General features: G+C 38.5%; 28 protein-coding genes. 18 read left to right on the top strand and 10 right to left on the bottom strand.

Annotation, left to right across the window (positions count from 1 at the left end; genetic code table 11):
* The first annotated feature begins 132 nt into the window (after nucleotides 1–132).
* Complete coding sequence (locus tag ACOQO5_RS13785) at nucleotides 133–1371, top strand: M16 family metallopeptidase (protein WP_420582272.1); 1239 nt, start codon at nucleotides 133–135, stop codon at nucleotides 1369–1371.
* Here the strand turns inward: ACOQO5_RS13785 and ACOQO5_RS13780 are convergent.
* The 4 genes from ACOQO5_RS13780 to ACOQO5_RS13765 all read right to left on the bottom strand — a co-directional run bounded on the left by ACOQO5_RS13780 (nucleotide 1368) and on the right by ACOQO5_RS13765 (nucleotide 6354).
* The gene (locus ACOQO5_RS13780) at nucleotides 1368–1997 is read right to left on the bottom strand and encodes a thioredoxin family protein (RefSeq protein ID WP_420582271.1); all 630 of its coding nucleotides are present in this window, start codon (nucleotides 1995–1997) and stop codon (nucleotides 1368–1370) included. The two genes, ACOQO5_RS13785 and ACOQO5_RS13780, sit on opposite strands and share 4 nt — an antisense overlap.
* A gap of 7 nt (nucleotides 1998–2004) precedes the next feature.
* Nucleotides 2005–2502, bottom strand: coding sequence for a TlpA disulfide reductase family protein (locus ACOQO5_RS13775; RefSeq protein ID WP_420582270.1), 498 nt, complete (start codon nucleotides 2500–2502; stop codon nucleotides 2005–2007).
* Between the two features lie 299 nt (nucleotides 2503–2801).
* A complete protein-coding gene (locus ACOQO5_RS13770; RefSeq protein WP_420582269.1) occupies nucleotides 2802–4577 on the bottom strand; it encodes a chloride channel protein in 1776 nt (591 codons plus the stop codon).
* Between the two features lie 76 nt (nucleotides 4578–4653).
* Nucleotides 4654–6354: a M61 family metallopeptidase gene (locus tag ACOQO5_RS13765; protein ID WP_420582268.1), complete on the bottom strand. Its 1701-nt coding sequence runs from the start codon at nucleotides 6352–6354 to the stop codon at nucleotides 4654–4656.
* 209 nt (nucleotides 6355–6563) lie between these two features.
* Between ACOQO5_RS13765 and rpmH the strand changes: the two genes are divergently transcribed.
* The 7 genes from rpmH to ACOQO5_RS13730 all read left to right on the top strand — a co-directional run bounded on the left by rpmH (nucleotide 6564) and on the right by ACOQO5_RS13730 (nucleotide 11871).
* Nucleotides 6564–6722, top strand: a complete 159-nt coding sequence (rpmH, locus tag ACOQO5_RS13760) for a 50S ribosomal protein L34 (protein WP_084372201.1) — start codon at nucleotides 6564–6566, stop codon at nucleotides 6720–6722.
* Between the two features lie 28 nt (nucleotides 6723–6750).
* Complete coding sequence (gene rnpA / locus ACOQO5_RS13755; RefSeq protein ID WP_420582267.1) at nucleotides 6751–7152, top strand: ribonuclease P protein component; 402 nt, start codon at nucleotides 6751–6753, stop codon at nucleotides 7150–7152.
* Nucleotides 7153–7163: 11 nt separating this feature from the next.
* Nucleotides 7164–8810, top strand: coding sequence for a S41 family peptidase (locus ACOQO5_RS13750; RefSeq protein ID WP_420582266.1), 1647 nt, complete (start codon nucleotides 7164–7166; stop codon nucleotides 8808–8810).
* An 11-nt stretch (nucleotides 8811–8821) separates the two neighbouring features.
* Nucleotides 8822–9499, top strand: a complete 678-nt coding sequence (tsaB, locus tag ACOQO5_RS13745; RefSeq protein ID WP_420582265.1) for a tRNA (adenosine(37)-N6)-threonylcarbamoyltransferase complex dimerization subunit type 1 TsaB — start codon at nucleotides 8822–8824, stop codon at nucleotides 9497–9499.
* Nucleotides 9499–10014 (top strand): DUF2480 family protein, encoded by a 516-nt coding sequence (locus tag ACOQO5_RS13740; protein ID WP_420582264.1) that lies wholly within the window; start codon nucleotides 9499–9501, stop codon nucleotides 10012–10014. The genes tsaB and ACOQO5_RS13740 overlap by 1 nt, the downstream gene beginning before the upstream one ends.
* Before the next feature lie 61 nt (nucleotides 10015–10075).
* The gene (locus ACOQO5_RS13735) at nucleotides 10076–10825 is read left to right on the top strand and encodes a segregation and condensation protein A (protein WP_420582263.1); all 750 of its coding nucleotides are present in this window, start codon (nucleotides 10076–10078) and stop codon (nucleotides 10823–10825) included.
* Nucleotides 10789–11871 (top strand): lysylphosphatidylglycerol synthase transmembrane domain-containing protein, encoded by a 1083-nt coding sequence (locus ACOQO5_RS13730; RefSeq protein WP_420582262.1) that lies wholly within the window; start codon nucleotides 10789–10791, stop codon nucleotides 11869–11871. The genes ACOQO5_RS13735 and ACOQO5_RS13730 overlap by 37 nt, the downstream gene beginning before the upstream one ends.
* A gap of 57 nt (nucleotides 11872–11928) precedes the next feature.
* Here ACOQO5_RS13730 and ACOQO5_RS13725 read toward each other — a convergent pair whose 3' ends face one another.
* Complete coding sequence (locus ACOQO5_RS13725) at nucleotides 11929–12348, bottom strand: nucleoside-diphosphate kinase (RefSeq protein WP_318173178.1); 420 nt, start codon at nucleotides 12346–12348, stop codon at nucleotides 11929–11931.
* Between the two features lie 157 nt (nucleotides 12349–12505).
* Here ACOQO5_RS13725 and ACOQO5_RS13720 point away from each other — a divergent pair, with 157 nt between their 5' ends.
* From ACOQO5_RS13720 to ACOQO5_RS13700, 5 genes are read left to right on the top strand one after another with little or no spacing between them, the layout of a single operon-like run.
* Nucleotides 12506–13519: a DHH family phosphoesterase gene (locus tag ACOQO5_RS13720; protein ID WP_420582261.1), complete on the top strand. Its 1014-nt coding sequence runs from the start codon at nucleotides 12506–12508 to the stop codon at nucleotides 13517–13519.
* Nucleotides 13509–14426 (top strand): FKBP-type peptidyl-prolyl cis-trans isomerase, encoded by a 918-nt coding sequence (locus ACOQO5_RS13715; RefSeq protein WP_420582260.1) that lies wholly within the window; start codon nucleotides 13509–13511, stop codon nucleotides 14424–14426. The genes ACOQO5_RS13720 and ACOQO5_RS13715 overlap by 11 nt, the downstream gene beginning before the upstream one ends.
* Before the next feature lie 7 nt (nucleotides 14427–14433).
* Nucleotides 14434–14895, top strand: a complete 462-nt coding sequence (locus ACOQO5_RS13710; protein ID WP_420582259.1) for an FKBP-type peptidyl-prolyl cis-trans isomerase — start codon at nucleotides 14434–14436, stop codon at nucleotides 14893–14895.
* Nucleotides 14896–14905: 10 nt separating this feature from the next.
* Entirely contained in the window at nucleotides 14906–15652 is a 747-nt protein-coding gene (locus ACOQO5_RS13705) for an FKBP-type peptidyl-prolyl cis-trans isomerase (RefSeq protein WP_420582258.1), read from the top strand.
* Between the two features lie 10 nt (nucleotides 15653–15662).
* Complete coding sequence (locus ACOQO5_RS13700) at nucleotides 15663–16238, top strand: non-canonical purine NTP diphosphatase (protein ID WP_420582257.1); 576 nt, start codon at nucleotides 15663–15665, stop codon at nucleotides 16236–16238.
* A 50-nt stretch (nucleotides 16239–16288) separates the two neighbouring features.
* Here the strand turns inward: ACOQO5_RS13700 and pruA are convergent, their stop codons facing one another.
* The gene (pruA, locus tag ACOQO5_RS13695) at nucleotides 16289–17920 is read right to left on the bottom strand and encodes an L-glutamate gamma-semialdehyde dehydrogenase (protein WP_420582256.1); all 1632 of its coding nucleotides are present in this window, start codon (nucleotides 17918–17920) and stop codon (nucleotides 16289–16291) included.
* A gap of 249 nt (nucleotides 17921–18169) precedes the next feature.
* Complete coding sequence (locus ACOQO5_RS13690) at nucleotides 18170–18931, bottom strand: SDR family NAD(P)-dependent oxidoreductase (protein WP_420582255.1); 762 nt, start codon at nucleotides 18929–18931, stop codon at nucleotides 18170–18172.
* A gap of 139 nt (nucleotides 18932–19070) precedes the next feature.
* Here ACOQO5_RS13690 and ACOQO5_RS13685 point away from each other — a divergent pair, with 139 nt between their 5' ends.
* The 4 genes from ACOQO5_RS13685 to ACOQO5_RS13670 are packed head-to-tail and all read left to right on the top strand — an operon-like array spanning nucleotide 19071 to nucleotide 22655.
* Nucleotides 19071–19520, top strand: coding sequence for a thioredoxin family protein (locus tag ACOQO5_RS13685; RefSeq protein WP_420582254.1), 450 nt, complete (start codon nucleotides 19071–19073; stop codon nucleotides 19518–19520).
* Between the two features lie 55 nt (nucleotides 19521–19575).
* Nucleotides 19576–21963, top strand: a complete 2388-nt coding sequence (locus tag ACOQO5_RS13680; protein ID WP_420582253.1) for an ABC transporter permease — start codon at nucleotides 19576–19578, stop codon at nucleotides 21961–21963.
* Nucleotides 21964–22015: 52 nt separating this feature from the next.
* On the top strand, nucleotides 22016–22264 hold the full coding sequence (locus tag ACOQO5_RS13675; RefSeq protein ID WP_420582252.1) for a hypothetical protein: 249 nt from the start codon (nucleotides 22016–22018) through the stop codon (nucleotides 22262–22264).
* Nucleotides 22245–22655, top strand: a complete 411-nt coding sequence (locus ACOQO5_RS13670) for a type II toxin-antitoxin system VapC family toxin (RefSeq protein ID WP_420582251.1) — start codon at nucleotides 22245–22247, stop codon at nucleotides 22653–22655. The genes ACOQO5_RS13675 and ACOQO5_RS13670 overlap by 20 nt, the downstream gene beginning before the upstream one ends.
* Nucleotides 22656–22709: 54 nt before the next feature.
* On the opposite strand, the gene ACOQO5_RS13665 is transcribed toward ACOQO5_RS13670, so the two are convergent.
* From ACOQO5_RS13665 to ACOQO5_RS13655, 3 genes are all read right to left on the bottom strand, one after another.
* Nucleotides 22710–23153, bottom strand: a complete 444-nt coding sequence (locus tag ACOQO5_RS13665) for a Dps family protein (RefSeq protein ID WP_420582250.1) — start codon at nucleotides 23151–23153, stop codon at nucleotides 22710–22712.
* A 109-nt stretch (nucleotides 23154–23262) separates the two neighbouring features.
* Complete coding sequence (locus ACOQO5_RS13660; protein WP_420582249.1) at nucleotides 23263–23991, bottom strand: polyprenol monophosphomannose synthase; 729 nt, start codon at nucleotides 23989–23991, stop codon at nucleotides 23263–23265.
* Between the two features lie 88 nt (nucleotides 23992–24079).
* Complete coding sequence (locus ACOQO5_RS13655) at nucleotides 24080–25471, bottom strand: arginine decarboxylase (protein ID WP_420582248.1); 1392 nt, start codon at nucleotides 25469–25471, stop codon at nucleotides 24080–24082.
* A 123-nt stretch (nucleotides 25472–25594) separates the two neighbouring features.
* On the opposite strand from ACOQO5_RS13655, the gene ACOQO5_RS13650 reads away from it, so the two are divergent.
* On the top strand, nucleotides 25595–26512 hold the full coding sequence (locus ACOQO5_RS13650) for a dimethylarginine dimethylaminohydrolase family protein (RefSeq protein WP_420582247.1): 918 nt from the start codon (nucleotides 25595–25597) through the stop codon (nucleotides 26510–26512).

Raw genomic sequence — 26512 nt, 5'->3', positions numbered from 1 at the left:
TGTGGACGAGCCAGTCACAAATCTAACAGTTTGCCTGAGTTGGCAAGGGTTCAAAGAGAAATTTTATTGAATGTATCAATATAGTATAGATTCATCTGATTGCGTTCTATTTTTACAGCCAGAAGGAAAACTATGAAATACGAAAAATTTGTTTTGGACAATGGGCTACAGGTTGTTGTTCATGAAGACCACTCCACCAAAGTGGCAGTCCTCAATGTGCTGTATAATGTTGGTTCCAGAGATGAAGAGGAGAACAAGACTGGTTTTGCTCATTTATTTGAGCATTTGATGTTTGGTGGCTCAGTTAATATACCTTCTTATGACGAGCCCCTGCAGAAGGTGGGTGGAGAAAATAATGCTTTTACTACTCCGGATTATACCAACTACTACATTTCGATTCCATCAAACAATATAGAAACCGCATTTTGGCTTGAATCTGACCGAATGCTGAGTTTGGCTTTTGACCCACAATCTTTGGAGGTGCAACGAAAAGTAGTTATCGAAGAGTTCAAACAGAGATATCTTGATCAACCCTATGGAGATGCCTGGTTGAATATGAAACCAATGGCCTACAAAACTCACCCATACCGATGGAATACTATCGGGAAGGAAATTTCGCACATCGAGGATGCTACGATGGAGGATGTAAAGGCGTTTTTTAAAAAATTTTATATACCTAACAATGCCATTTTGGTGGTGGCTGGAGATGTTAACCTAGAACAGGTTAAAGCATTAGCTGAAAAATGGTTTGCACCGATTCCGGCTGGAGAAACCTACAACAGAGACTTACCTCAAGAGCGGGAACAAGTGGAGGAGCGTAAACTTACCGTAGAAGGTGAGGTTCCAATGAATGCATTTTATCGAGCCTATCATATGCCGGATCGACTGCACAATAAATACTATACGATAGACCTGCTTAGTGATGTATTAGGAAGGGGCAAGTCTTCTCGATTGTATACAAAGTTGGTGAAGGAGACGAAACTTTTAACTTCTGTGAGTGCAAGTATTACAGGTTCGATAGAGCCTGGATTGCTCGTGATCTCTGGGAAACTAAAAGATGAAATAAGCTTTGAAGAAGTAGATGAAATGGTGGATGCTGAAATAGCCGGCCTTTTAAAGGATGGGTTAAGGCCAGAAGAATTGAATAAAGTGAAAATGCAAGCCGAATCTTCTCATGTATTTTCTGAAGTGGAGTTGCTCAACCGAGCGATGAGTTTGGCCTATTATACTTTGCTTGGCAATACCGAGTTGGTCAACAAAGAAACGGACGCGATAAATTCAGTGACTGAAGAGGATTTAATCATTGAGGCAAAAAAAATGTTGAACAAAACCAATTGCTCAACATTATATTATAAGAAGAAGGAGGCTTAGGCGTCCTTCCATTTTATCGTGCAGCCTATCGCTTTAGTGGAGGTTGTTTTTACAGCCTTGCTATCAAGCAAGCTATCGACCGCATCTTCTACATATCTTTTTGTGACGGCAGCTGCATCTTTGTGATTGTCATCAATGGCGCCTATGTAGGCAACTTCCAACTTTTTGTTGAGTATATAGACATGTGGCGTGCGAGTGGCTCCATAGGCCGTAGCTACAGCTTGACTTTCATCATACAAATAGGGGAAAGAATAGCCTTTGTCACTAGAACGCTTAACCATTTCTTCAAATGAGTCGCCGGGTTGTTTAGTGACATCATTTGAATTGATAGCAATTACAGGGTATCCTTTTGATTCATATTTTTGATTGAGCTGATCAATTCTTTTTTCATACATTTTTGAAAAAGGACAGGTATTACAAGTAAAAACTACAATGTACCCTTTGGCATCTTTGTAGTCAGCCATTGAAATAGTACGACCATCTACGTTCTTCAATTTGAAGTCAGTAGCTTTATCGCCTACGTTGAAGCCAACTTTTGGCTTTACGATTTCCTCTTTGTTGCCGCTGGCGAGAAGCATGGCTGCCACTGCAACAAGACCAAAAAATAAAAGTACATTTTTTTTCATAATCATGTTATTTAATAAAATTCAGATAAACTTTTTCGAGTTCATTTTCTGAGAATTCTTTTTCAATAAATCTCCTTTTTGAATTCCCTTTTGCCACAAACAAGGTAGCAGGAATGGCCCCACTCCACGATGGGTCTACTTTGTCTATAAAAGCATTATAATCTGTTTCATCTAGCAGATACACTTTCGCTTTGATATTTTTCTTTTCAACAAATGGTTTGAGTTTGTTTTCTAATTCTTCAACAAAGTCGAAGCTTACTAAACTCAATTCTAAGTTTTCCTCATTGTACTTTTCGTATAATTCCAAGAATTGAGGTAGTTCTTTGATGCAAGGCCTGCACCAGGTGGCCCAGAAATTAATGACTTTATGTTTTTCAGTCGGTGTATTAATGAGCTTGGCCAATTCTGGGTATTTGATTACCTCTATGCTTTGAGCGAGAGACTGACTTGCTGTAAAACCACACACTAATAATGAAATTAAAAATATTGTTTTTGCTCTTTTCATTGACAATAATGTTGACTGAATTGCTTTAAAAATATCGTAACGTACTCAAAAATAGATAGTTGCAAAATAGTCTGTACAAACATATAATTATTCAACAAATAGTACTATCTGAGGAATCGATAAAAGTTATCCACAAAATTGCAAGTTATCCACATCATTGAATTAAGCGAAGTTAACTCTCTGTCAATTAGTGTTTTATAATAATTACCAGTCCTGCGGATTGTGGAAAAGGAAGGTGAGGTTTAAATTATTTAGGCCTAAAATCAATGAATAATGCAAAGAATGAAATTTTTAACTTTTCATTCTTTGTCTTGATTTATCAGCTTGTTTCTATAGGCGTTAAATATTCTAGATTTTGATAAAAAGCCAATATACTGTCCCTCATCGATTACAGGTAGATTCCATGCCTGAGTAATCTCAAATTTATTCATGACCGTCTGCATCGAATCATCTGGATGTACTTCGGCTGGAGGCAGTTGCATGATTTCTTTGACCACTATATTCTTCCTGGCTTCTTCGTCGAACATCTTTTCTCGAATATCATCTAGTGTAATGATGCCTTCTAAGCCGCCGACATAGTTCACAACAGGAAAAATGTTTCGTTTGGACTTTTTGATCAGTTTAATCATGTCCTCTAGCTTAGCATCGTACATGATCGTCAATAAATCCGATTCAATGATCTTGTCCACTTTCATCAAGCTTAAAACTTGTCGATCTTTATCGTGCTTTATTAGGTCTCCTTTCTCAATTAGGCTTTTGGTATAAAGAGAGTGTTTTTCGAAATAACTGATCGTTATGAATGAAATGGCACTAACAAGCATGAGGGGAACAAAGAGTTCGTATCCACCAGTTATTTCTGCAATCAAAAATATAGCCGTGAGAGGCGCATGGAGCACACCGCTCATCACGCCACACATCGCCACCAGCGTGAAGTTACTACTACTGATAGTAACAGGTAAAACGAAATTAACCGTTTTAGCAAACAGATAACCAGCAATGCCACCCATGAATAGGGACGGAGCGAAAATCCCACCGCTTCCTCCAGAACCAATGGTTAGAGCAGAGGCCACCGGTTTGACCACGAGTATGGCGAACAATAGAATAATGATCAGTAGTGTTTTATCTGTTTCGCCATAGATCAAACTGTTGTTGAAAATAATATCGTCGTTTCCGTTGAGTAGCTGTTTGATGGTGTCATAACCCTCCCCATAGATGGGAGGAAAGGTCAGTACAATCAGTGCTAGCCCGATACCCCCAACCATGGCGCGACTCCAATCATTAGTTACTTTTTTTATCCATCGTTCGATGACATAAGTCAATCGAGTAAAGTGCACAGAAACAATACCACACGCTATTCCTAGAAAAATGTAATAGTGAACATGTTCTGCTAGAAAAGGGTCTTTTAGTTTAAATGAAAACAATAAGTCGTCACCTAATAGAGATAGAGAAACTAAAGATCCTGTTACTGATGATAGCAGAATAGGAATAAACTTATTAATTGTAACGTCTGTGAGAATAACTTCAATGGCAAAAATCACGCCTGCTATGGGAGAATTAAAGATCGCTGAAATAGCTCCCGAAGCTCCACAGGCTATGAGTAGAGTTCTTTTTTTGTAGTTTAGGTGAGTGAGGGTAGCCAGATTGGAACCAATGGCCGATCCTGTTACTACAATGGGTGCCTCCAGTCCTACAGACCCTCCAAAGCCTACAGTAATAGCACTGGTCACCATTCGAGAATACATCATGGAGCGCTTGACAATACTAGATCGTTTGGAGATTACAAAGAGAATTTGTGTAATCCCATGACCAAGCTTTTCTTTCAGAATATATCTCGAGACGATCATGGTGAGTACAATACCTGCTAAAGGGTAAAAGAGATATAGAAAGTCAAAACCTGAAGTATAAATGTAATTTTTGAGTATGGCCTGAATGAAATGAACAGATTCTTTAAGCGTAACCGCAGCTAGGCCGGCAATCAATCCTACTATACCACTAAGAATCAAAGTGAAGTTGTTGTTGCTAATATGCTTTAATCGCCATACTAGAAATCTTACCAGCAACGCTTTAAAATTCATCTTAGAAAAGAACCATTAATTTTCACCACAAAGGAAAGCATGGGCAAATGTAAGTTTTTAGCCACTGAGCGGAAATTTATTTCTGATTATTTCCTAGCCAAAGAGATAAATTTTTCAATTGCTCTGGTGATGCACTCTCTTGAACTTCAATTTTGTAAGAATTGTAATACGTACTGGGCGCAATAGGCACAAGAATGTCATATGTTTTTGGTCCTCTTTTAATTTTTAGTTGATTCTGTTCTACAACCGAAATTTCATCTTTTTGGAAGTTACTTCCATTGAATTCAAGAATCTTATCTCCTACGGAAAGGTATTTTTCCGTAGGACTTCCTGGAGCTATTTCAGTGATTATATTGTCTTGCCATTTGATACCTATTTTGCTTGTAATTTCATTGGCATGAAGTTTTGACTTTAGTTCACATCCTACATAAGAAAGCGTTTCCGCCAAATAGGTGTCAAGGCTTTCAGAAGTTTCATAAAGTGTATGAAGAAGTGGTTCTATCGTTTTTCCTCCCACGCTCTCCAGAATTTCGTAAACCTGTTCTTGGGTGTATCCTCCTTGAGGGTAGGTATGTTTTTCGTACAGCCTTTTCACTACGTCTATGAGGGTAGCGTCATTGTTCGTTTTATTTCGAATAGTCAAATCTAGAATTAAAGAGCAAAGGGCGCCCTTTACATAAATGCTCACTTTCTTAGATGGGAATAAGTTTTTGTATCCATCTACCCATAAGTTTTGACTGGATTGAATCAAGGTGCTTTCATGTCGGCCATAGTTCTCGAAATGTCTGTCGAAAAGAGTATTAAGTTCCTTGAAATATTCTTGCTGGTTGAAAACACCAGATTGTTTCAAAAACAAATCGCCATAGTAGGTGGTAAAGCCTTCTGTTACGAATCCGGTCTTAGTCATCGTTTCTTTGTCAAACTGATAGGGAGACATTTCCTTCGGGCGAATTCGGGTCACATTCCATGTATGAAATAGTTCATGAGATGCCACCCCCATCAATTTCTCATAATAAGCGTCTTTGTTGGCTTCGTCATTCGGACCCAAAACTAGTATGGTCGAGTTTTGGTGTTCTACGCCGTGATAATGAGCGTAATCCAGGGATTGCACTATGAAATCATATTGTTTCGTTGGAAATCCTCCCATGGTGTTTATTTGAGATTCTGTGAAACTCTTGAAGTCTTCAATAATCTTTTCATCAGAAAAAGGGCAGTCTCCAAGAATAGCTATAGAGAAGTTATGGTCTTCTACCGCATATCTCAGAATTTTAAGATCAGGGCTAGCTAATAATGGTGAGTCTACGAGTTGTAAATAGTCATTCGCTTTTAGTTGTCCTAAAGAAGTAGATTCAAGACTACAACTAACTGAGTAGTCCTGAGGAATTTCCAGAGACAAGTTTATAGGCTCATTGTTGTGCGCTTTGGTGTAAAAAATGCAGTTGATAAAATTGATGTAAATCTGGCGATCATCTAAAACGGAATTACCTGCATCCATCTTGTTCGCGTAGTATTGATAGTTGATCGTTATTTCATCTGCATCATCGCAATCGACCGACCAAATGTTAGGCCTGGTCTTTTCCCAGTTTAGCAATTTTCCGGACTCATCCTGGGGATGAAATTTTTGAATATTTTCTACAAAAGGAGCTAGTTCATATCGGCCAGGACGCCATGCTGGAAGGATAAAATCTACAGTGGATTGACTGCTTACCCCAAATTTGATTTGGATGTGTAAAAGGTGTGTCAAGGGATTTGGAAAAGAAATATGGCAGTCAATCATAATTTTGTCTTTGTTTGCACAAATATTCAGGTTTTAGAACAGATATATCAAGAACACATCATTTAATTGTACCTTCTTCCCTAAACTATCTGATTTAGACTTTGTTATTGTCAAAAAGCTCTCTATTTTTGCACTCCATTTTTTCAGGCTGCGCCAGATGAGTAGTTTGAGGGCATTTGGAAATCTAGAGATAAAAAATACGATATAAGATGAAAAGAACATTTCAACCTTCTCAGCGAAAAAGAAGAAACAAGCACGGATTTAAAGCCAGAATGGAAGATGTGGCAGGAAGAGCTGTTTTAAAAAGAAGAAGAGCCAAAGGCAGAAAAAAGCTGACAGTCTCTGACGAAAGAAAGCACAAGAAATAAGAATCTTGGTTAGCTTTATTCCTTCTTAATGGAAGGAACAAATCATACATATAGAAAATACTCCTTTCCGAAGCAGGAAAGATTGAGTAGTAAAAAATTAATTGATGCTCTTTTTACCAAAGGAGCATCTTTTTATTTTTATCCCTTCTCTGTCAGGTTTCTCCACGCAGACGAAAATGCTACATGCCATCAATTCATGGTAAGTGTATCTAAAAGAAATTTCAAAAGAGCTGTTGACCGCAATCGAATCAAGCGATTGATGCGTGAAGCTTATCGACTAAATAAACATCGACTGGAAGAGCTATTGCCAGAGGGTAAATATTTGTTGATTGCCTATATTTACACAGGTAAAGAAATTCATCCGTATAGTTTTATAGAATCTAAACTTGTCGATTCCATTGGGCGTTTAAAGTCCAAGCTGAATAAGTAAATTCATTAGATATGAAGAGAATAGTAGTAGGTATAGTAGGTGCTGTATTGCTCGTTGGGCTGTTGTCATTTACTTGGCTTGGGGGAGACAATAGCTTCGAAATCTCTCGCAATCTTAACATTTTCACTACACTGTTCAGGGAATTGAACACGCATTATGTAGATGAAATTTCTAGTGAGGAGTTGATAGGTGATGGAATCGATGCGATGCTAAAGTCGTTGGACCCTTATGCAGCCTACATTTCGGAAAGTGATATTGAAGATTACAGGACGGCTACCACTGGTGAGTATGGTGGTATAGGAGCGATCGTAGGTCAACGTAAAAAGGCAAATACTGTGATTATGCCTTATGTAGGCTACCCTGCTCATACCGCGGGCTTGAAAATAGGAGATGAGATTTTAGAAATTGATCATCAGAATTTAGAAAATAAGTCATCTATAGAAATTAGCGAGTTACTTAAAGGACAACCTGGGTCAGAGATTGTATTGACAGTAAAGCGCTTTGGCAAAGACAAACCATTTGATGTGACATTAACTCGTTCGAAAATTACTATAGACAACATCATGTTTTATGGTATGTATAATGAAACAACTGGTTTCATTAAACTAACTGATTTTACCACAGATGCAGGAAGTGAAGTTAAAAATGCTCTGGATAGCTTGAAGAAAGCAGGCGCTACAAAGATTATTTTGGATTTAAGGGACAATCCTGGCGGATTGCTCGATGAGGCGGTAAAAGTGGTCAATGTGTTTGTAGAACAAGGAAAAGAGGTAGTAAGTACCAAAGGAAAAATGGCGTCTTGGAATAAAACATATACAACACCATTTGCAACCGCTGATAATGATATCCCTCTAGCAGTATTGACCAGTCGAGCGACTGCTTCGGCTGCAGAGATTGTTTCTGGTGTCGTACAAGATTACGACCGTGGTGTGCTAGTGGGTACCAGAACATTTGGCAAGGGTTTGGTGCAGGCTACCCGTCCATTGCCTTATAATGCACAACTAAAAATTACAACTGCCAAATATTACATTCCAAGTGGTAGATGTATTCAGGCGATCGACTATTCACATAGAAATAAAGATGGAAGTGTTGGTAAAATTCCGGATTCGCTCAAAGTGGCCTTTAAAACTAGCAAAGGAAGAACCGTTTATGATGGTGGAGGGATAGAGCCGGATTTGGAAGTGTCTCCTCAAAAATTTTCAAATCTACTGTACAATATGGTGAGCCAAAATTTAATCTTTGATTATGCCACTGAGTATGCGTACAGCCATGATAAAATTGCCGCTCCTCGAGAGTTTAATCTGAGTGATGAGGAATATGAAGCATTTATGGTTTGGGTCAATGGTAAAGAGTTCAACCTGTCTTCTCAAATGGACGATGCTATCAAAGCACTAGAAGAAATGGCCAGGAAAGAAAAGTATTATGATGGCATGGAGCCGGCCATTGAGAAATTGAAAACAAAAGTTTCTACCCTAAAAGACAACTATTTGACCACTTTTAAGGATGACATCAAATTCATGTTGGAAGAAGAAATAGTAAGTAGATATTACTTTCACAAAGGAATGTTAGAAGCAAGTCTGGACCACGATCCAGCAGTTTCGGAAGCTGCCAAAATTTTGGCTGATACCGAGTCCTATTCAAAAATTTTAAATAAATAAACTTTAATTCCGTGTCTTTAATACTTGGTATAGATACATCTACCAGCAGTGGCTCTGTGGCATTGCTGAAAAATGGACAACTTGTTGGGTCACAACTCTACTCTATAGAAAAATCGCATTCCACTTTATTGCATGTGATGATCAAGCAGATGATGCACAATTCAGGCTGTATGATGGAAGAATTGTCTGCAGTATCAGTAGCTGAAGGGCCTGGGTCTTATACTGGATTACGGATTGGTGTATCTGCCGCTAAAGGTCTGTGTCTCGCCTTGGACATTCCGTTGATCGCAGTGAATACCTTAGAGGCAATGGCCTATCAAATGTATCGAAGGTCAACGGAAGATGTTGTGTATTGCCCAATGCTGGATGCGCGCAGGATGGAGGTTTACTCTGCGCTTTTTGATAAAGACTTTAAAACTATAAAGCCGACTGCTCCTGTAATATTGGAGGACTATGCCTATGAGGACATTCTGAAGAGCCAGAAGGTGCTTTTTTTTGGTGATGGTTCCAACAAATCAAAAGAGGTAATTTCAGATAAGAATGCTTATTTCATTGATGATATTGTGCCATCAGCCGAAGAAGTAGCCTTGTTGGCATATAAAAAATATAAAACAGAGTCTTTCGAAAACGTAATCAGTTTCGAGCCGTTTTATTTAAAAGAGTTTAGAACCGCATCATCATTCAAATAATGGAAGGGGAAATTGTAAATAGGGTTGCGCAGAGTGCATTGATCAATTTTGATCTTGAGGAATATTTTGATCAATCTGCTCGAGTGCAGATTGATATCAAGGATCAGTTGTATAATGAATTGGTGCTGCGTGAGAAGGACTTTAGGGCATTTGTCCAAAATCATAATTGGGAAGATTACAAAAACAAAAATGTTGCTGTGCACTGTAGTGTGGATGCCATTGTGCCTACTTGGGCCTATATGCTTTTGTCATCAGCATTAGAACCTCATGCCAAGAATCTTGTATTTGGCGATTTGTCTCATTTAGAAAATCACCTTTTTCAGCAGGCACTTGCCAAAATCAAAATAGAAGATTTTAAAGATCAAAAAGTTATAATAAAAGGCTGTGGGAAGTTTCCAGTGCCTGAATATGCCTATGTGGAAATAACTCGTTTGTTGCGCCCAGTTGTATCCAGTTTGATGTATGGGGAGGCGTGTAGTGCAGTGCCTATTTACAAAAAGCCAAAATCAAAATAAAGACTTACTTTTTCAAATCAAGTAATCGTGATACCTTTGAAACTGACAAAATGTATTGCTGTTGAAATTCGAAGTCAAGCTACCGTTATTTGAAGGTCCTTTCGACCTGCTACTCTTTTTCATTCAAAGAGATGAGCTTGATATATATGATATTCCAATCTCCAAGATTACTAACGACTTTTTAGATTATATCAAGCATCTGGAAAAGATGAATGTAGAAGTGGCTAGTGAGTTTATTTTGGTGGCCTCTACACTTATGCGGATCAAGTCTAAAATGCTTTTACCAAGACCTGTTTTGGATGAAGAGGGTAATGAAATTGATCCAAGAGAAGAATTAGTTCGACACTTATTGGAATATAAGCGATACAAGTCTGTAATTGCTGAGCTTGTACAACTCGAATCTGATCGTTTGGATAGAGAAAAGAGGGGAAACCTAGCCAAGGAAATACGTGCACTTTCAGAAGTTTCCAATGTAGAAGCAGAATTGCAAAACCTGGATCTCTTCAAGATTCTGAAAGTCTATAAAAAAGTACTCTATCGTTACGAATCGGAACAGAACAAGGTAGAACATAAGGTGGTGCAATACCCTTATACCATTTCTGGCCAAAAGGAGCACATACTATTCTCTCTTGATAAAACACCCCGTATGGCTTTTACAGAAGTGATGGCCGAAAAGCCAGAAAAAATTGCAGTCATTTTCAACTTCCTTGCCATCCTTGAATTGCTTCAAATGCAGCAGATTCAAATCACCATCGGCGAAGGGTTCAATAATTTTTGGATAGAAAAAACGGAGACCGTAGCGGCCGATTGATGGAGATCAGTAAAAAGAATGCTTTCAAAGTTTTAAATCCTAATAATATCTGGGTGCCAATCCTGTTAGGCCTGGGTATAGTTTTTCTGTTATTTTATTTTGACGACAATATCACTTCGGATAATCTCAATTTGATATTTGATGCGAAGTGGTCATCCGTCTTTGTGGCTTTTTTGGTTTTGCTTGCTAGAGATGCCGGATATGCATACCGAATTAGAACACTGACCAATCAAGAGCTTACCTGGAAAAGTAGCATAGTGGTAATCATCTTATGGGAATTTGCATCTGCTGTAACTCCTTCAGTAGTAGGAGGAACTGCTGTGGCTGTTTTTATACTTACCTATGAAGGTATCAACTTTGGAAAATCGTTGGCCTATGTAATGCTGACGGCCATTTTGGACAACTTGTTTTTTGTAGTCGCAGCTCCTGTAGTCATGCTTCTGACACAAGGGGTCATTTTTCCTTCTGTTGAAACATTTGATTTGCAAATTGGTGGTAGTCTTCAGTTTTTCTTTTTCTTGAGCTATGGGCTAATAGCCGTTTATACCTTGGTAATGTCTTATGGTTTGTTTGCCAAACCGAGAGCATTCAAATGGTTTTTGCTAAAGATGACATCCATGAAATGGTTAAAAAAGTGGAAAGTGAAAGCAAATCAGTATGGAGATGAAATTATCATTGCTTCCAGTGAGATCAAAGGGAAAATGGCTCAATACTGGATCAAAATATCACTGGCTACCCTTTTCATTTGGTGTGCGAGGTATTTAATGCTGAATAGCTTAGTATCTGCCTATACTGAAATTACAATTCCTGAGCACATGGTTATTTTTAGTCGACAGATTATTATGTGGATTGTGATGCTTATTTCACCTACTCCTGGTAGTTCTGGGACTGCCGAATTCTTTTTCAATCAATTCTTTAATGAGTACTTGGGCAGCTATACTTTTGTGTCAAGCATATTCTGGAGACTAATGTCTTATTATCCTTACCTATTACTTGGGGCGATATTTCTGCCTCGCTGGATACGAAGTAAGTTTTTCAAGAAATAAAAAATCCCGTCTAGAAGGTATCTAAACGGGATTCGTTAGCTTCGAATTAAATCTTGATTAGATTTTTTCCAATTCTGAGAAAAAGAAAGATCCTTCAATAGCTGCGTTTTCGTCTGAGTCAGATCCGTGTACAGCATTTGCTTCAATTGATTTAGCAAATATCTTTCTGATTGTACCTTCAGCAGCTTCAGCTGGGTTAGTAGCCCCTATCAATTTTCTGAAGTCTTCTACCGCGTTATCTTTTTCAAGAATCATAGCAATGATAGCACCAGAGGACATGTAAGCGCAAAGATCATTATAGAAAGGTCGCTCACTATGTACCGCGTAAAATTTTCCAGCGGTTTCAGCAGTTAGTTTTGTCAACTTCATTGCTTTGATCGAAAAACCAGCCTCTTCTATCATTTTGGTGATCGCTCCTGCATTGCCTGCGCTAAATGCATCCGGCTTGATCATGGTGAATGTTTTGTTATTAGCCATTATAAACTTAAGTCTTATTTGTTCTAAAAATCCCGCAAAATTAGGGCTAATTTTTAATGATCAAAAGAATTCCTGATATATCGTAATTTGTAGTTTTGCCCGTCTTTTGCATTTCGGATAAATTTCACCACTTTTGCATCTTCTTTTTACAGCATCAATGCAAAACTTAGCAGCATTTAAAGCATTACTAGAGCTACCAAAGCGAATTGTAATAACTACCCACATCAAACCTGATGCTGATGCATTAGGTTCTTCTTTGGGGCTTGCAGGATATTTATTGAAGCAAGGTCATCAGGTGTGTGTCATCACGCCGACAGATTATCCAAAATTTCTTAATTGGATGGAAGGAAATGACGATGTTTTGATTTTTGAAGAAGATGAAGAAAAGGCACAGTATTTAGTTGAAAATTCTGATTTGATCTTTTGTTTAGATTTTTCAAGCCTGAAAAGGATTGGGAAATTGGGTCAAATGGTGGCGGATTCAGATGCCGAGAAAGTGTTGATCGATCATCACCTGAATCCAGAGACATTTGCCAAGTATGTACTGTGGAGTACAGAGGCTGCTGCAACTGCAGAGCTAGTATATGATCTGGTTGAAATGCTAGGGGATACAGATAAGTTAACTAAAGGAATGGCGGAAGCACTGTATGCTGGTTTAATGACAGATACAGGAAATTTCAAACATCCTTCGACAACTCCTCATGTGCATAATATCGTGGCGAATTTGATGGAGTTGGGAGCGGATGTAGCCAAAGTGAGTCACAACATCTATGACAGCAATTCTTTAGATAGAATGAGGCTGCTAGGTTTCGCACTTAAGGAAAGATTAGAAATCATAGAAGGAACCAATGTAGCCTATTTCTACTTGACCTTAGAAGATAAAGAAAGATTTAAATACCAAACCGGAGACTCTGAGGGTCTTGTTAATTATGGTTTAGGTATTGAAGGAATAACTGTGTCAGCAATTTTCATTGAAGACTCAGGTAAAGTGAAAATTTCGTTCAGATCATTTGGAGATATTCCGGTGAATGAATTATCAAGAAAATATTTTAATGGCGGTGGACACAAAAACGCGGCTGGTGGTGCAACCACTGAAAGCTTAGAAGACACCATCAAACTTTTTAGAGAACTAGTATTAAAACAGACGAAGGAATTAAATTATGAAGTATAATACACTTATAGCTATTTTGGCTATTTCTATCCTATCAGTTGCTTGTAGCGAAGAAAGAACAACAAATTCAGGTATTAAAGTAAAAATCATAGAAAAGGGAGAAGGAACTGCTTTGGTAGACAGTACCATTCTAAGACTTAATATGAAATACATGAATGAAAATGGGAACGAGCAATGGAGCTCTGAGAAAGCTGGCGCTCCTGTTCCACTTCAATACATCAAGGAAGTTTGGTCTACAAGTGGTACCATGTACGAAGCATTGGAGATTATGAATGTAGGAGATAGTGCTTCTTTTGAAGTCGCAACAAAAGATTTGTTTGAAAATACATTTAAAACAGCTATTCCTGATAGTTTGGATACTGCTGGAAATATGACATTCTATGCCAGAGTTGTATCTATGATGACTATTGAAGAGTTTCAGGCATTCCAAAAAGAAGAGTACGAAAAGGCACAAGAGAAAAGAAAAGAAGAAATGGCTGCTGCACAGGCTAAGAAATTAGAGGATGCAGCAGAAACTATTAAAAAGGATGGTGAGACTATCGACGCTTTCTTAGCTGAAAATAATATAACTGCAGAAACCACTGAGTCTGGATTGAGATATGTAATTACTCAAGAAGGAGAAGGGGAAAGTGCTTCAGCAGGAAATCAAGTATCCGTTCACTACAATGGAACGCTTTTGGATGGAACGAAATTTGATTCTTCATACGATAGGGGACAGCCATTCGGATTTGTTTTAGGTCAAGGCAGAGTGATCATGGGATGGGATGAAGGTATAGCACTTTTGAACAAAGGAGCTAAAGCAACCTTTTATATCCCAAGTACATTAGCTTATGGAGAAAGAGCTACAGGCAGTATCCCTGCGAACTCTATTCTAAAGTTTGATGTTGAATTGGTAGACATACAATAATATTTCAATGAAATTGAGGGCATTTATCTTATTAAGCTTGATGGGTTTGAGTTTTTTATCTTGTGATGAAAATTCAGACCTATCATCGTATCCTTCTATAGAACAGTATCTGGAAAGAAATAATATCACAGATTATGAGACTACATCTACAGGTTTAGTCTATGTAATAGCTAAAGAAGGGACCGGAGATCGTCCAAGAGTGGGGGATGCTGTAACTGTACATTATTCTGGATTCCATCTTGACGATAGTAAATTTGATTCTTCGTATGATAGAAATGAAGCATTTGTTTTCACGGTTGGTGATGAAAGAATAATTGCTGGATGGAATGAAGGCCTTCAATATTTTAGAAAAGGAGGCTCTGGGACTTTGTATATTCCTTGGGAACTTGCTTATGGTACCTCAGGGTCGGGACCAATTGGCCCTAAAGAGGATTTAAAATTTGATATTAATTTATTGGCAATTGACTAGTACAATGGGAATGAGGTTTAGGAAGCATATTTTGCTATCCGTACTGATGGGTGGTTTGATATATTTTGGCGGCTGCGTAGATCATGCTGCTGAAGATGAGCAGGCATTAGAACAGTTGCGGTTGGATTCATTAGCACAGGCGGAGTCTGAAGGTGTTCTATTTGATGCGTACATTGCTGATCCTGAGAACGGGATTAATGCAGATGATGTAGTTGTTCAGGACGATGGGGTACGACGAGTAGTTTGGAACCCTTCTACAAGTGTCAGAGTTCCTGAGTTCAACGACATAGTTTCAGTACACTATGTGGGCAAGTTTACAAATAATGAGGTGTTTGATACCACCAATCCTCAAGTAGCCAAAGAATCAGACAGTTTAAACTATGTAGATATTGGCATTTCATTTGATGATTTATTGGCGAAATCAGATAAGACATATGAAGAACTATTGGACTCATTGAATACTTCTACTGGAGCCATAAGTGATCCTGTATTTACATTGAATAGAATATACGTTCCGATGGCGTTTAACCATCAGGCAGACGGCACTGGAATAAGCTTTAGCTTTATTCTGGGATTTAGAAGTGGTTTGAGAAATCTGATGCTTGAAATGGAAATGAATTCCAAAGGATTAATAATGATCCCTTCGGCAGTTGCCTATGGAACTGTTGGTAGTGCTTTTGATGCTGAAGGCAATCAAAACATTCCTCCTAATACCCCTTTGATTTTCGAGTTTGAATTGGTGAATATTAGACCATAAGCCATTCAAATTGAGAATTTGTTTCGCTACACATAATGAAAATAAGCTTAGAGAGATAAATCAAATCTTAAGCAAATATGAGGTGGTGGGCCTGACAGATATAGGGTGTAGAGAAGAAATTCCAGAAACGGGTTCTACACTTTCCGAAAACTCCAAGATTAAAGCAGACTTCGTAACATCTAAATATGGTATCCCATGTTTTGCCGACGATACGGGTTTAGAAGTTGAAGCTTTAAATGGAGACCCAGGTGTTTATTCCGCTCGTTATGCAGGAAGAGATAGAGATAATTTGGCCAATATCAATCTGTTGCTCAAGAATCTCGAAACTCATTCCAATAAAACAGCCAGATTTCGGACTGTAATCACTTTAAATCTTGAAGGGAATACGCATCAGTTTGAGGGCATCGTGAATGGAATAATTGTTTCTGTGTTGAAAGGAGAAAAAGGGTTCGGTTACGATCCCATATTCATTCCGGAGGGTTATGATCAAACCTTTGCAGAAATGTCGGCAGAATCGAAAAACGCCATTTCTCATCGTGGTCGGGCAGTGGCTAAGTTGGTAGAGTTCCTAGAAAATAGGGTATAAAAAAACCGCACTATTGTGCGGTTTTTAACTCATATTATTCTTTTCAGATCTTACTTTTCTTCCATAAAAGGATATCTATAGTCCTTTGGAGGGTTGAACGTTTCCTTAATCGTTCTTGGAGATACCCATCTCAATAAATTCAGCATTGAACCTGCTTTATCATTCGTGCCAGAAGCTCTGGATCCGCCAAAAGGTTGTTGGCCTACTACAGCACCTGTTGGCTTATCGTTGATATAGAAGTTGCCCGCTGCATTCACTAGTTTCTTAGTAGCGAGTTCAATTGCATATCTATCTTGCGAGAAAACTGCTCCGGTCAAAGCATAAGGAGAAGTGCTATCTACTAGCTCAAGTGCTTCTTCGAATCGCTCCGCTTGGTATACATAGATCGTGATGACTGGCCCGAAGATCTCTTCACACATGGTGGTGAACATTGGATCTTTAGTGACAATGATCGTCGGCTGCACGAAGTAGCCTTCAGATTTGTCATACTCACCTCCAGCGATGATCTCTGCCATGTTGCTTTCTTTGGCAGCATCTATGTATTTTGAAATTTTATCAAAAGACTTTTCATCAATTACTGCATTGAAGAAATTGGTAAAGTCCTCTGGAGAACCCATTTTGATAGACTTTTGATCTTCCAAAAGATATCCTTTTACTTCATCCCAAAGATTGTCTGGAATGTAGGCTCTCGAAGCAGCACTACATTTCTGCCCTTGAAATTCGAAAGCACCTCTGATGATTCCGGTAGCCAGTGCTTTGGCATCTGCTGACTTATGAGCGATAATGAAGTCCTTTCCACCAGTTTCTCCAACTATTCTCGGGTATGATTTGTACTTGTTGATATTTTCACCAATTGTCTTCCACAAGTGTTGGAAAACGCCTGTGCTTCCTGTAAAGTGGAGTCCTCCAAAATCAGGGTGGTTGAAAACAACTTCTCCTGCTGTAGGTCCATCTACATAAATCAAATTGATCACGCCATCAGGTACTCCTGCCTCTCTAAATACTTCCATCAGAATCTGTGCTGAATAAACCTGGCTTTCAGCTGGCTTCCATACGATGGTATTTCCCATCATAGCAGGAGCCGCACACAAATTACCAGCAATAGACGTGAAGTTGAATGGAGTAAGTGCAAAAACGAATCCTTCTAAAGGGCGGTGTTCCAGTCGATTCCACATTCCTGGAGCAGACTCTGGTTGCTCAGCATAAATCTGAGTCATGAAGTCAACGTTGAATTTCAAGAAGTCAATGTATTCACAGGCAGCATCAATTTCCGCTTGAAATGGACTTTTAGATTGCGCCAGCATAGTCGAAGCATTGATCTTCGCTCTATACGGTCCAGCCACCAAATCTGCAGCCTTTAAGAAAATGCTTGCTCTGTGTTCCCAAGACATTTCTGCCCATGCCTGCTTGGCACCCATGGCAGCATTGATGGCTTGCTCGACATGTGAGGCATCCCCATAGTTGAAATGACCCAATGTGTGTTTGTGGTCATGTGGAGGAGCCATTCTCATTTTTTTGTCAGTAGTGACTAGCTCACTACCAATGTACATAGGTACATCAATTTCTTTGCTGCGCATTGCTTTGATTTCAGCTTTTAAAGCAGCTTTTTCTGGACTTCCTGGGGCGTATGATAGCACCGGTTCGTTTTCAGGAACGGGTACGGCGTATATTCCTTTGGGCATATTGTTTATTCTTTAGTATTCAATGAATTTGCGCAAAGGTAAGAAAGACCTATATAATGGGTATTGGATAAATAGATATTATTTTAGCCAAAACGTTGGATTTTTTGGGTGCTGAGAGGCAAAATAGTATGCGATGAAAAAGCTGAGAGAATTTTATTTGAAATACCAGAACTACTTTAGAACAGACTTACTCTATTATGTTTTTATGTTCGTAATAATTATAATTTTCATTGTTGCGATGGGGCGCCATTAATGAACGTAGCTAGCTGCATTCATATCTATGGTACTACCTGTGGCGTGATCTGCCATGCCGCTGGCTAAAAATGTCACCATAGGTGCGATGTCTTTTGGTTCTGTCAAGCGTTCCAATGAAATATCTCCAGTTACATGTTCTGCTCCATATTTCTCCATGGCTTCTTTGGCCATATCTGTTCTGACGAATCCCGGTGCAATATTGAAAGCCTTGATACCATCTTTGCCATAAGCTCGGGCAATCGTTTGAGTCAGCGATACCAATCCGGCTTTTGAAGCGGCATAGGCCATGTACTCTGCCGAGTCTCCTCTATAAGCAGCTCTTGAGGTGATGTTGATGATTCTCCCGGCGCTGTTTCTTTTCAGAAAATGCTCTACTGTCTTTTTGCAAAGGATGCCTGCAGATGTGAGATTGACCTGTACAGTTTCATTCCAGGATTTGATCCAGTCAGATTCTTTTCCATTCACATCAGCCGCCTTCGCCACACCTGCATTATTGACCAATATTTCGATACTTCCCATTTCTAGTATCACTCGGTCAAATAAATTGGCTGCTTCATCTTTTTTGGAGAGATCAGCTTGAAAAGCGCGAGATTCATTACCCAATACATGAGCCAAGTTTTCTGCTTCTCGCATGTTTTTGTTGTAATGTACAGCAACAGTGGCTCCAGCCTCAGCCAGCTTAGAGGCAATTGACTTTCCGATGCCTTTACTAGCGCCGGTTACTAAAATATTTAATCCTGATAGGTTGATGTACATCTTTCTCTCTTATTGGAAGGTTAAATTAACACGCATCAAAGTAAATAAAAATTACAAACGTGAATTATTTGTAGTTTGCGCGAGATGAACCTTATTAATGAATTTAGAGTTTATTTACATAGCTAAAAATAATTGAATTATGAAAGTTAGGAATCTACTGTGGTTATTTGTCTGTTTTTTGCCTATTCACATCCAAGCTGAAATAGGTGATGAGAGCACAGTCAATTGGAATGATTTTGAATCGGCACAGCTTAAGTTTAAAGAAGATCCTAAACCGATTTTCATTGAGTTCACAGCCAAATGGTGTGGGTGGTGTAAGAAAATGGATAAGACTACATTTTCTGAAGATGGTGTAATCGATATACTCAATAATCAATTTTATGCTGTTAAAATTGATTTCGATAGTACGACGCCCATAGAATATAAGGGGGATTCATATTCTGGCAAGGAGCTGGCCAAACATTTTGGTATTGAAGGACTACCGACTATGATTTACCTTTCAAGTGATCAAGAAACCAGCAAAACGATAGTTGGATATAAGACTGCAAAGCAGTTAATAAAGGAGCTGAAGAAATTAAATGCTGATTAGCATGTAACCAACAGCCAAATGTTGTAGTCCAATGACCAAACTCAAATAAATCATTATGTTCTACAACTACCTGAAAATTTCAATCAGAAATATTAGAAAGCACAAGCTGTTTTCATTTATTAATGTTTTCGGACTTTCCTTCAGTTTGTCCATTTGCCTTATCATTATCATGTTGCTGGCTGATCAGTTTAGTTATGATCGGTTTAATACCCATGCGGAGCAGGTATATAGAATTAATCACACACGAGGAGACGAACCTTCTATCATTGAAGGAATGGCTACGGGCCCTATGGGTATAGGAGAAGAGCTCACGAAAAGATTTACAGGCGTTGCAGATTTTACTAGACTCACCAGAGGTTTTGGTAATGGGTGGGTCAAGTTGATGCAAGATGTAAACATACCTTTATCTGGGTTTTTTGCCGACCCTTCTTTCTTTGAAATTTTCCAATATGAATTCGAATATGGAAACCCAAATACTGCCCTGTTAGAGCCATATTCAGTAGTGCTCTCCAAAGAAACTGCAGAGAAATTGTTCAAAAAAGAAAACCCAGTAGGTGAGACTATTGTTGTGGGTGAATTAGGTAGCTATAAGGTCACAGGAGTGCTCAAAAAGCTGAATGGAAAGTCACATATCAAATTTGATGGATTGGCATCTATGTCTACATTGGAATCGCTCATAAAGAAAGAAGTATTGCCCGAAAAACTCACTTCTTGGACCAATAGGTCATGGACATGGACATACGTAAGACTTGAAGATGAAGCGAAGCCTGCAGAGATAGAAAAAAACCTAGCAACGATTAGTGAAGAACAATATGGAGAATTGGAAGATATAGATACTCAGTTTTATCTTCAGAATATAAGATCCATTAGCCCAGGTCCAATGATGGGCAATCAAATTGGCCCCGGCATTCCTATGATATTCGTTTATTTCTTATCCGGAATGGCATTGGTGATCATCATATCCTCTTGTTTCAATTATACCAATTTGTCTATTGCCCGATCTTTGAATAGAGCGAAAGAAGTAGGAATTCGCAAAGTTTTTGGGGCGGTACGGCTTCAAATTCTAATGCAATTTTTGACTGAATCTGTTATTATATCGGTGTTGGCATATGTGCTGTCTTTAGGTATAGTTCAAATGATGGAACCCATTTTCCTTGAATTGAATTTCAGTCAGTTGTTGGATTGGGATTTGAAACAATCAGTTGATGTTTACCTGATTTGCTTAGTTTTTTCAGTTGTCGTAGGATTATTTGCTGGTTTTGTGCCTGCTATATTTCATTCTTCAGTGAAGGCACTTCAAGCATTAAAAAACTTATCGGGGGTTAAGGTATTCTCAAAACTGGGATTGAGAAATGCGTTGATTGTTGGTCAATTCGGTTTGTCTTTGTTTTTGGTGATTACGGTGAAGTTGATCTATGATCAAATGAATTATATGATTGAAACAGACTATGGGTTTGATGCGGATAATATAGTCGTGGTGCAACTCACCAATACAGATCCTAAAAAACTGAAAACAGAGCTACTCAAATATCCTGATATTCAAAGTGTGTCAGCAGCAGGGTTTTCACCAGCCGCAGGTACGAGTAATTCTACCACCATAAAAATCGAAGAAGTGGAAAGAGAATTGAATTACTTCGAAGTGGATGAAGACTACGTGGACAATATGGGGCTCACTCTCGTGGCTGGAAAGTCTTTTACAGAACAAATCAGAGAGCGAAAGTTGGTGATTAACGAAGAAGCTTCGGAAAGCTTTGGCTATCCTCACCCATTGGATGCTGTTGGTCAAATCGTGGTTTTAGATGATTCAATCAACTATGAAATTATTGGAGTACTGAAGAATTACAATCATGAAACCTTAGTGTCCTCAATCAAACCCCTTGGTTTAATCTATGAGCCCGAAGAATTCGGCATATTGCAGGTAAGAGTTAACTCATCGAACTTCGAACAATCGATGGCCAGCATAAACGCAGCTTGGAACCAGGTCAACCCTGAATTGAAAATGGAATCTAAATTGTTGAGTGATGAGATTGCTTTTTTTGCCAATCTGATGTTCGGAGATTTAACAAAAATCATTTCGTTTATTTCGTTTTTGGCTATCATCATAGCATGCTTGGGTCTTTTGGGAATGGTAGTATTCAGCACACAAAACAGATTGAAAGAAGTATCTATTAGAAAAGTGCTAGGAGCAAGCAATCAAACATTGATCATTATTTTATCGAAGGGATTTATCAAATTGTTGGTGCTGGCTATTTTTATAAGTGCTCCTTTGACTTGGTTCATCAATGACCTATGGATGGATTTTATTGCATTTAGAGTTGATATTGGAGTCGGAGTGGTTCTTTTTGGAGTAATTATTGTCGCCATTCTAGGCTTGCTGGTCGTAGGTTCACAGACTTGGCAAGCTGCCAATACAAATCCATCTAAGGTACTTAGAGATGAATGACTTGTAATTTGCGATAATTGTATTACATTTGTATTACAAATAATAAAGAACAATGTTAAACGTCAGACTTGATAAGGACACAGAAAAGACACTCAAGGACTATAGTGAGCTCAACAACATGTCTAAGACTGATGTGGTAAAAGAGGCGCTTGCCCAATACTTTAGCAAAGAGCAAATGGCCAAACAGCCTTTTGACCTTGGTGAGGATCTTTTTGGCACCGGAGAAAGTGGAGAAACAGATCGTTCTTCCACATATAAATCTAAATTAAGAGAAAAGCTGCATGAAAAGCACTCTCATTGATGCCGGACCATTGATTGCCCTATTTGACAGATCTGACAGATATCATACTCAAGCATTAGAGTTTATAAAAGGATTTGAAGGTCAATTATGGACTACGTGGCCAGTAGTAACAGAAGTCAGCCATATGCTGGATTTTAGCACTAAAGCCCAAGTTGCCTTTTTGAAGTGGATAGAAAGAGGAGGGTTGAAGCTATTCGAACTAAAGGACAGGCACATTGGCCGACTGACCGAATTGACAGAAAAGTTTGATGACGTACCCATGGATTTGGCCGATGCTTCTTTAATAGTAGTTTCAGAAGAAAGAGGACAGAAAGAAATTGCGACCATTGATTCAGACTTTTATATCTATCGAGATCTTCGGAATCAATATTTGACGAATATTTTCATGTAAAAGAAAAGAGCCAACTTTACTGGTTTGCTCTTTTCTTTTAATACCGTTTTCTTGTTATTTCAACCATGCTTTATACATCCACAATGTTTTTTCCTGCTCCTCTATGAGTGCCGACATTTGATCTTCAGTGCCGCTGTCGCCAGATTCACCTGCCAGTTCTTTAAGAGATCGCTCGACAGAAACAATATGTTCCAAGTTGGATACAATGGTTTGAACCGCTGTCTCTCCATCGTGCACATTTTTTACAGGTTTGATTTGAGCTGTGGCCAAATAATCCTCAAATCCATGTAAGGGAACACCACCCACGGTAAGAATTCTCTCTGCTATTTCATCCACCTTCATGGCTGCATCAGTGTATAATTCTTCGAATTTTACATGAAGTTCAAAAAATGCTTTACCCTGAATGTTCCAATGAAACCCTCTTAGGTTTTGATAATAAATTTGAAAGTCTGCTAAAAGTTCGTTGAGCTTGTTTATGATTACTTTATTCTCCTTCATGACATTAATATTTAAAGTTCTTTACCTCAAATAACGCAAAAAGCTGTGCGTAGATTCTACTGATAGAATCATTTCTACCAATACTTTAATAGAAATTATTGATAGGTGTTTAGGAAGTAGTATACTTCTTAAAAAGACTCTTTATCTTCATTTGAATTACTCCAAATACAGCCTCTTTAAATATACCCCGAGACATTTTTGATTGACCCTTAGTACGGTCAGTAAAGATAATTGGTACCTCGGTAATTTTAAAACCATACTTCCAGGCCAAGAATTTCATTTCAATCTGGAAAGCATATCCCACAAAATGAACATTGTCTGGCCCTATAGTCTCTAAAACTTTTCGCGTATAACATTTAAAGCCAGCAGTGGTGTCTTTAATTGGAATGCCAGTAATGAATTGAACATACTTGCTCGCGCAATATGACATGAGTACACGATCCATCGGCCAATTGACAACGTTGACTCCAGAGATATATCTAGAACCGATAGATAAATCGGACCCGCTTTCACAAGCTGCTCTCAATCTGATTAAGTCTTGCGGATTGTGAGAAAAGTCAGCATCCATCTCGAATATATATTCATATCCGTGATCCAGTGCAAAATGAAAACCGGCAATGTAAGCTGTGCCTAGGCCTGCTTTGCCCTCTCTCTCCAAAAGGTGGAGGGCATTAAACTCTTTTTGTAAAGATTTTACAATAGACGCTGTGCCGTCAGGCGAATTATCATCTACCACCAACACGTCAAAATCAGCTTTTAAATCAAAAACCGCTTTGATGATGTCCTCGATGTTCTCTTTTTCATCGTAGGTTGGTATTATAACTAGACTTTTATTCAAGGGCTATTGTAAATTTTTTACGAAACTATGAGAAAAAAATAAATTTTTGCAGCCTTTGTGGAAATATGAAAAGCTGAAGGATGATTATTTACTTATAACCCAATATTTTCATCATTTGTTCACTGGTTTGTTCTTCTGCAAATACACGACTACTCACTTTTCCTTCTTCATCTTTTTCTATCAGAATATGTTTCGGGGCTGGTATTAAGCAGTGTTGAATACCACCATAGCCACCTAGAGATTCCTGATAAGCTCCGGTATGGAAAAAGCCAAAGTACATAGATTGGCCTTTTTCCACCACAGGTAAAAACAATTCGCCGATGTGGGCTTCGGAATCGTAATAGTCCATACTGTCGCATGTGAGTCCGCCAATGTTAACCCTGTGAAATTGGTTGTTCCAAAGATTGATTGGAAGCATGATGAATTTAGCATTAAGACCCCAAACATCAGGGATGTGAGTAATGAACGACCCGTCCATCATGTACCAAAGCTCCTTGTCGTTTTGTAGTTTTTGGTCTAATACGGAATAAATGGTTGCACCACTTTCGGCGACCGTATAGCTTCCGAACTCTGTAAATATGTTAGGCTCTTCTACATGGTTTTTCTTGCAAATCCATTGAATGTTTTCAATGATTTGTTCTGCCATGTATTGGTAGTCATATTCAAAGTGTAGAGAATTTTTCACTGGAAATCCACCGCCAATATCAACTGCTTCAAGTTCAGGGCAAACTTTTTTGAGTTCTGCGTATTTGTAAACAAATCGACTCAACTCACTCCAATAATATGCGGTGTCTTTAATTCCAGTATTGATAAAGTAATGGAGCATTTTTAGCTGCCCCTTAGATTTGTCTTTAATTCGATTATTGTAATAATCGATCACATCTCCATATCGAATACCTAGTCGAGAAGTATAAAACTCGAAATTTGGTTCTTCATCTGCTGCCAGACGCATGCCCATTTGGAATGGGTTTTTCACATGCTCTTCGTAATAATCCAGTTCCATTAAATTATCTAGAATCGGCAAGCAGTTTTTAAAGCCTGCGTTGAGCAACTCAGCAATTTTCTGTAAATACAAGGGCCTTTTATAACCATTACATATGATATAAGTGTCTTTGGTGATGATCCCGCGTTCAAACAATGTTTCAACAATAGATATATCATAAGCAGAGGAAGTCTCGATATGTATATCATTTTTCAATGCTTCTTCCATCACAAAAGAAAAGTGATTAGACTTTGTGCAATAGCAATAGGTGTAACTGCCATTGTACTTCTTTTTTTGAATAGCTTCTGCGAATATTTTTTTCGCATATTGGATGTTTTGCGAAATCTTAGGTAAATAAGTTAATTTCAGAGGTGTCCCGTGCTCCTCGATAAGTTTCATGAGATCTACTCCATTGAAAGACAAATGATCGTTCTTTACATCAAATTCTTCATTAGGAAAGTAAAAGGTTTGGTCGATTAAATCGCGGTACTTTTTCATCTACGACTTGTTATCAAATTAGAGCTTATATAAGCGGACAAATATCTGCAAATTTATGTTTAATCCGCACCATCGTATTTGCTAAAATTCCTGTTAAATTTGCCGTCCTAAAACCCGAATTTGATGATTAATATTTTAATTAAAGATGAAACTGCTCAGCTCAAGTCAGTTGTACTAGGCACTGGCGAAAGTTTTGGAGGAGTACCTGCCATCGAAGAAGCGTATGACCCAAAATCAAGGGAGCATATTCTCGATGGAACCTTCCCAAAAGAGGAAGACATTATAAAAGAAATGGAAGCGGTAGCAAACGTATTGAAAAAGCATGGCGTTCAGGTCTACAGACCGAATGTACTTCCTGATACCAATCAGGTGTTTGCTCGCGATATTGGCTTTGTCATCGGAGACAAATTCATTGTCCCCAACATTATAGACGACAGAGCGGAAGAAAAAGATGGGATCAATTTTTTGCTCGATCAAATCAATCCTGATCAAGTCCTTAGAATGCCAAAGGGCGCTTACGCTGAAGGTGGCGATGTGATGCCTTGGAAAGAAAAGCTCTACATTGGCTATTCAGAAGACGAGGATTACGACAAATATCAAGTAAGTAGAACAAATCGAGCGGGAGTGGAGTTTCTAAGAGACCAATTTCCAAATTGTGAATTCTACGCCTTTGAGTTGAAAAAATCTGATACGGATCCTAAAGAAAATGCTTTGCATTTGGACTGTTGTTTCCAACCTGTAGGAAATGATCAATGTATCATTTACAAGGGCGGATTTAAAAATGAAAAAGACTACGATTTATTGGTGAGTCATTTTGGAAAAGAGAATTGCATCGAAATCACAAAAGATGAGATGTATGAAATGAATTCTAATGTGTTCTCCATTTCTCCTGAGGTTATTGTCAGTGAGCAAGGCTTTACCAGACTCAACGATGAATTGGAACGTAGAGGATTCAAGGTTGAGCGAGTGCCCTATAGCGAAACCGCTAAAATGGAAGGCTTGTTAAGATGTTCCACTTTACCACTCGAAAGAGCATACTGA

Source organism: Reichenbachiella sp. (assembly GCF_965223055.1).
In the GTDB taxonomy this organism is placed as follows: domain Bacteria; phylum Bacteroidota; class Bacteroidia; order Cytophagales; family Cyclobacteriaceae; genus Reichenbachiella.
The sequence above is the reverse complement of the archived record's forward strand: the minus strand, read 5'-3'. Positions and strand labels throughout refer to the sequence as shown.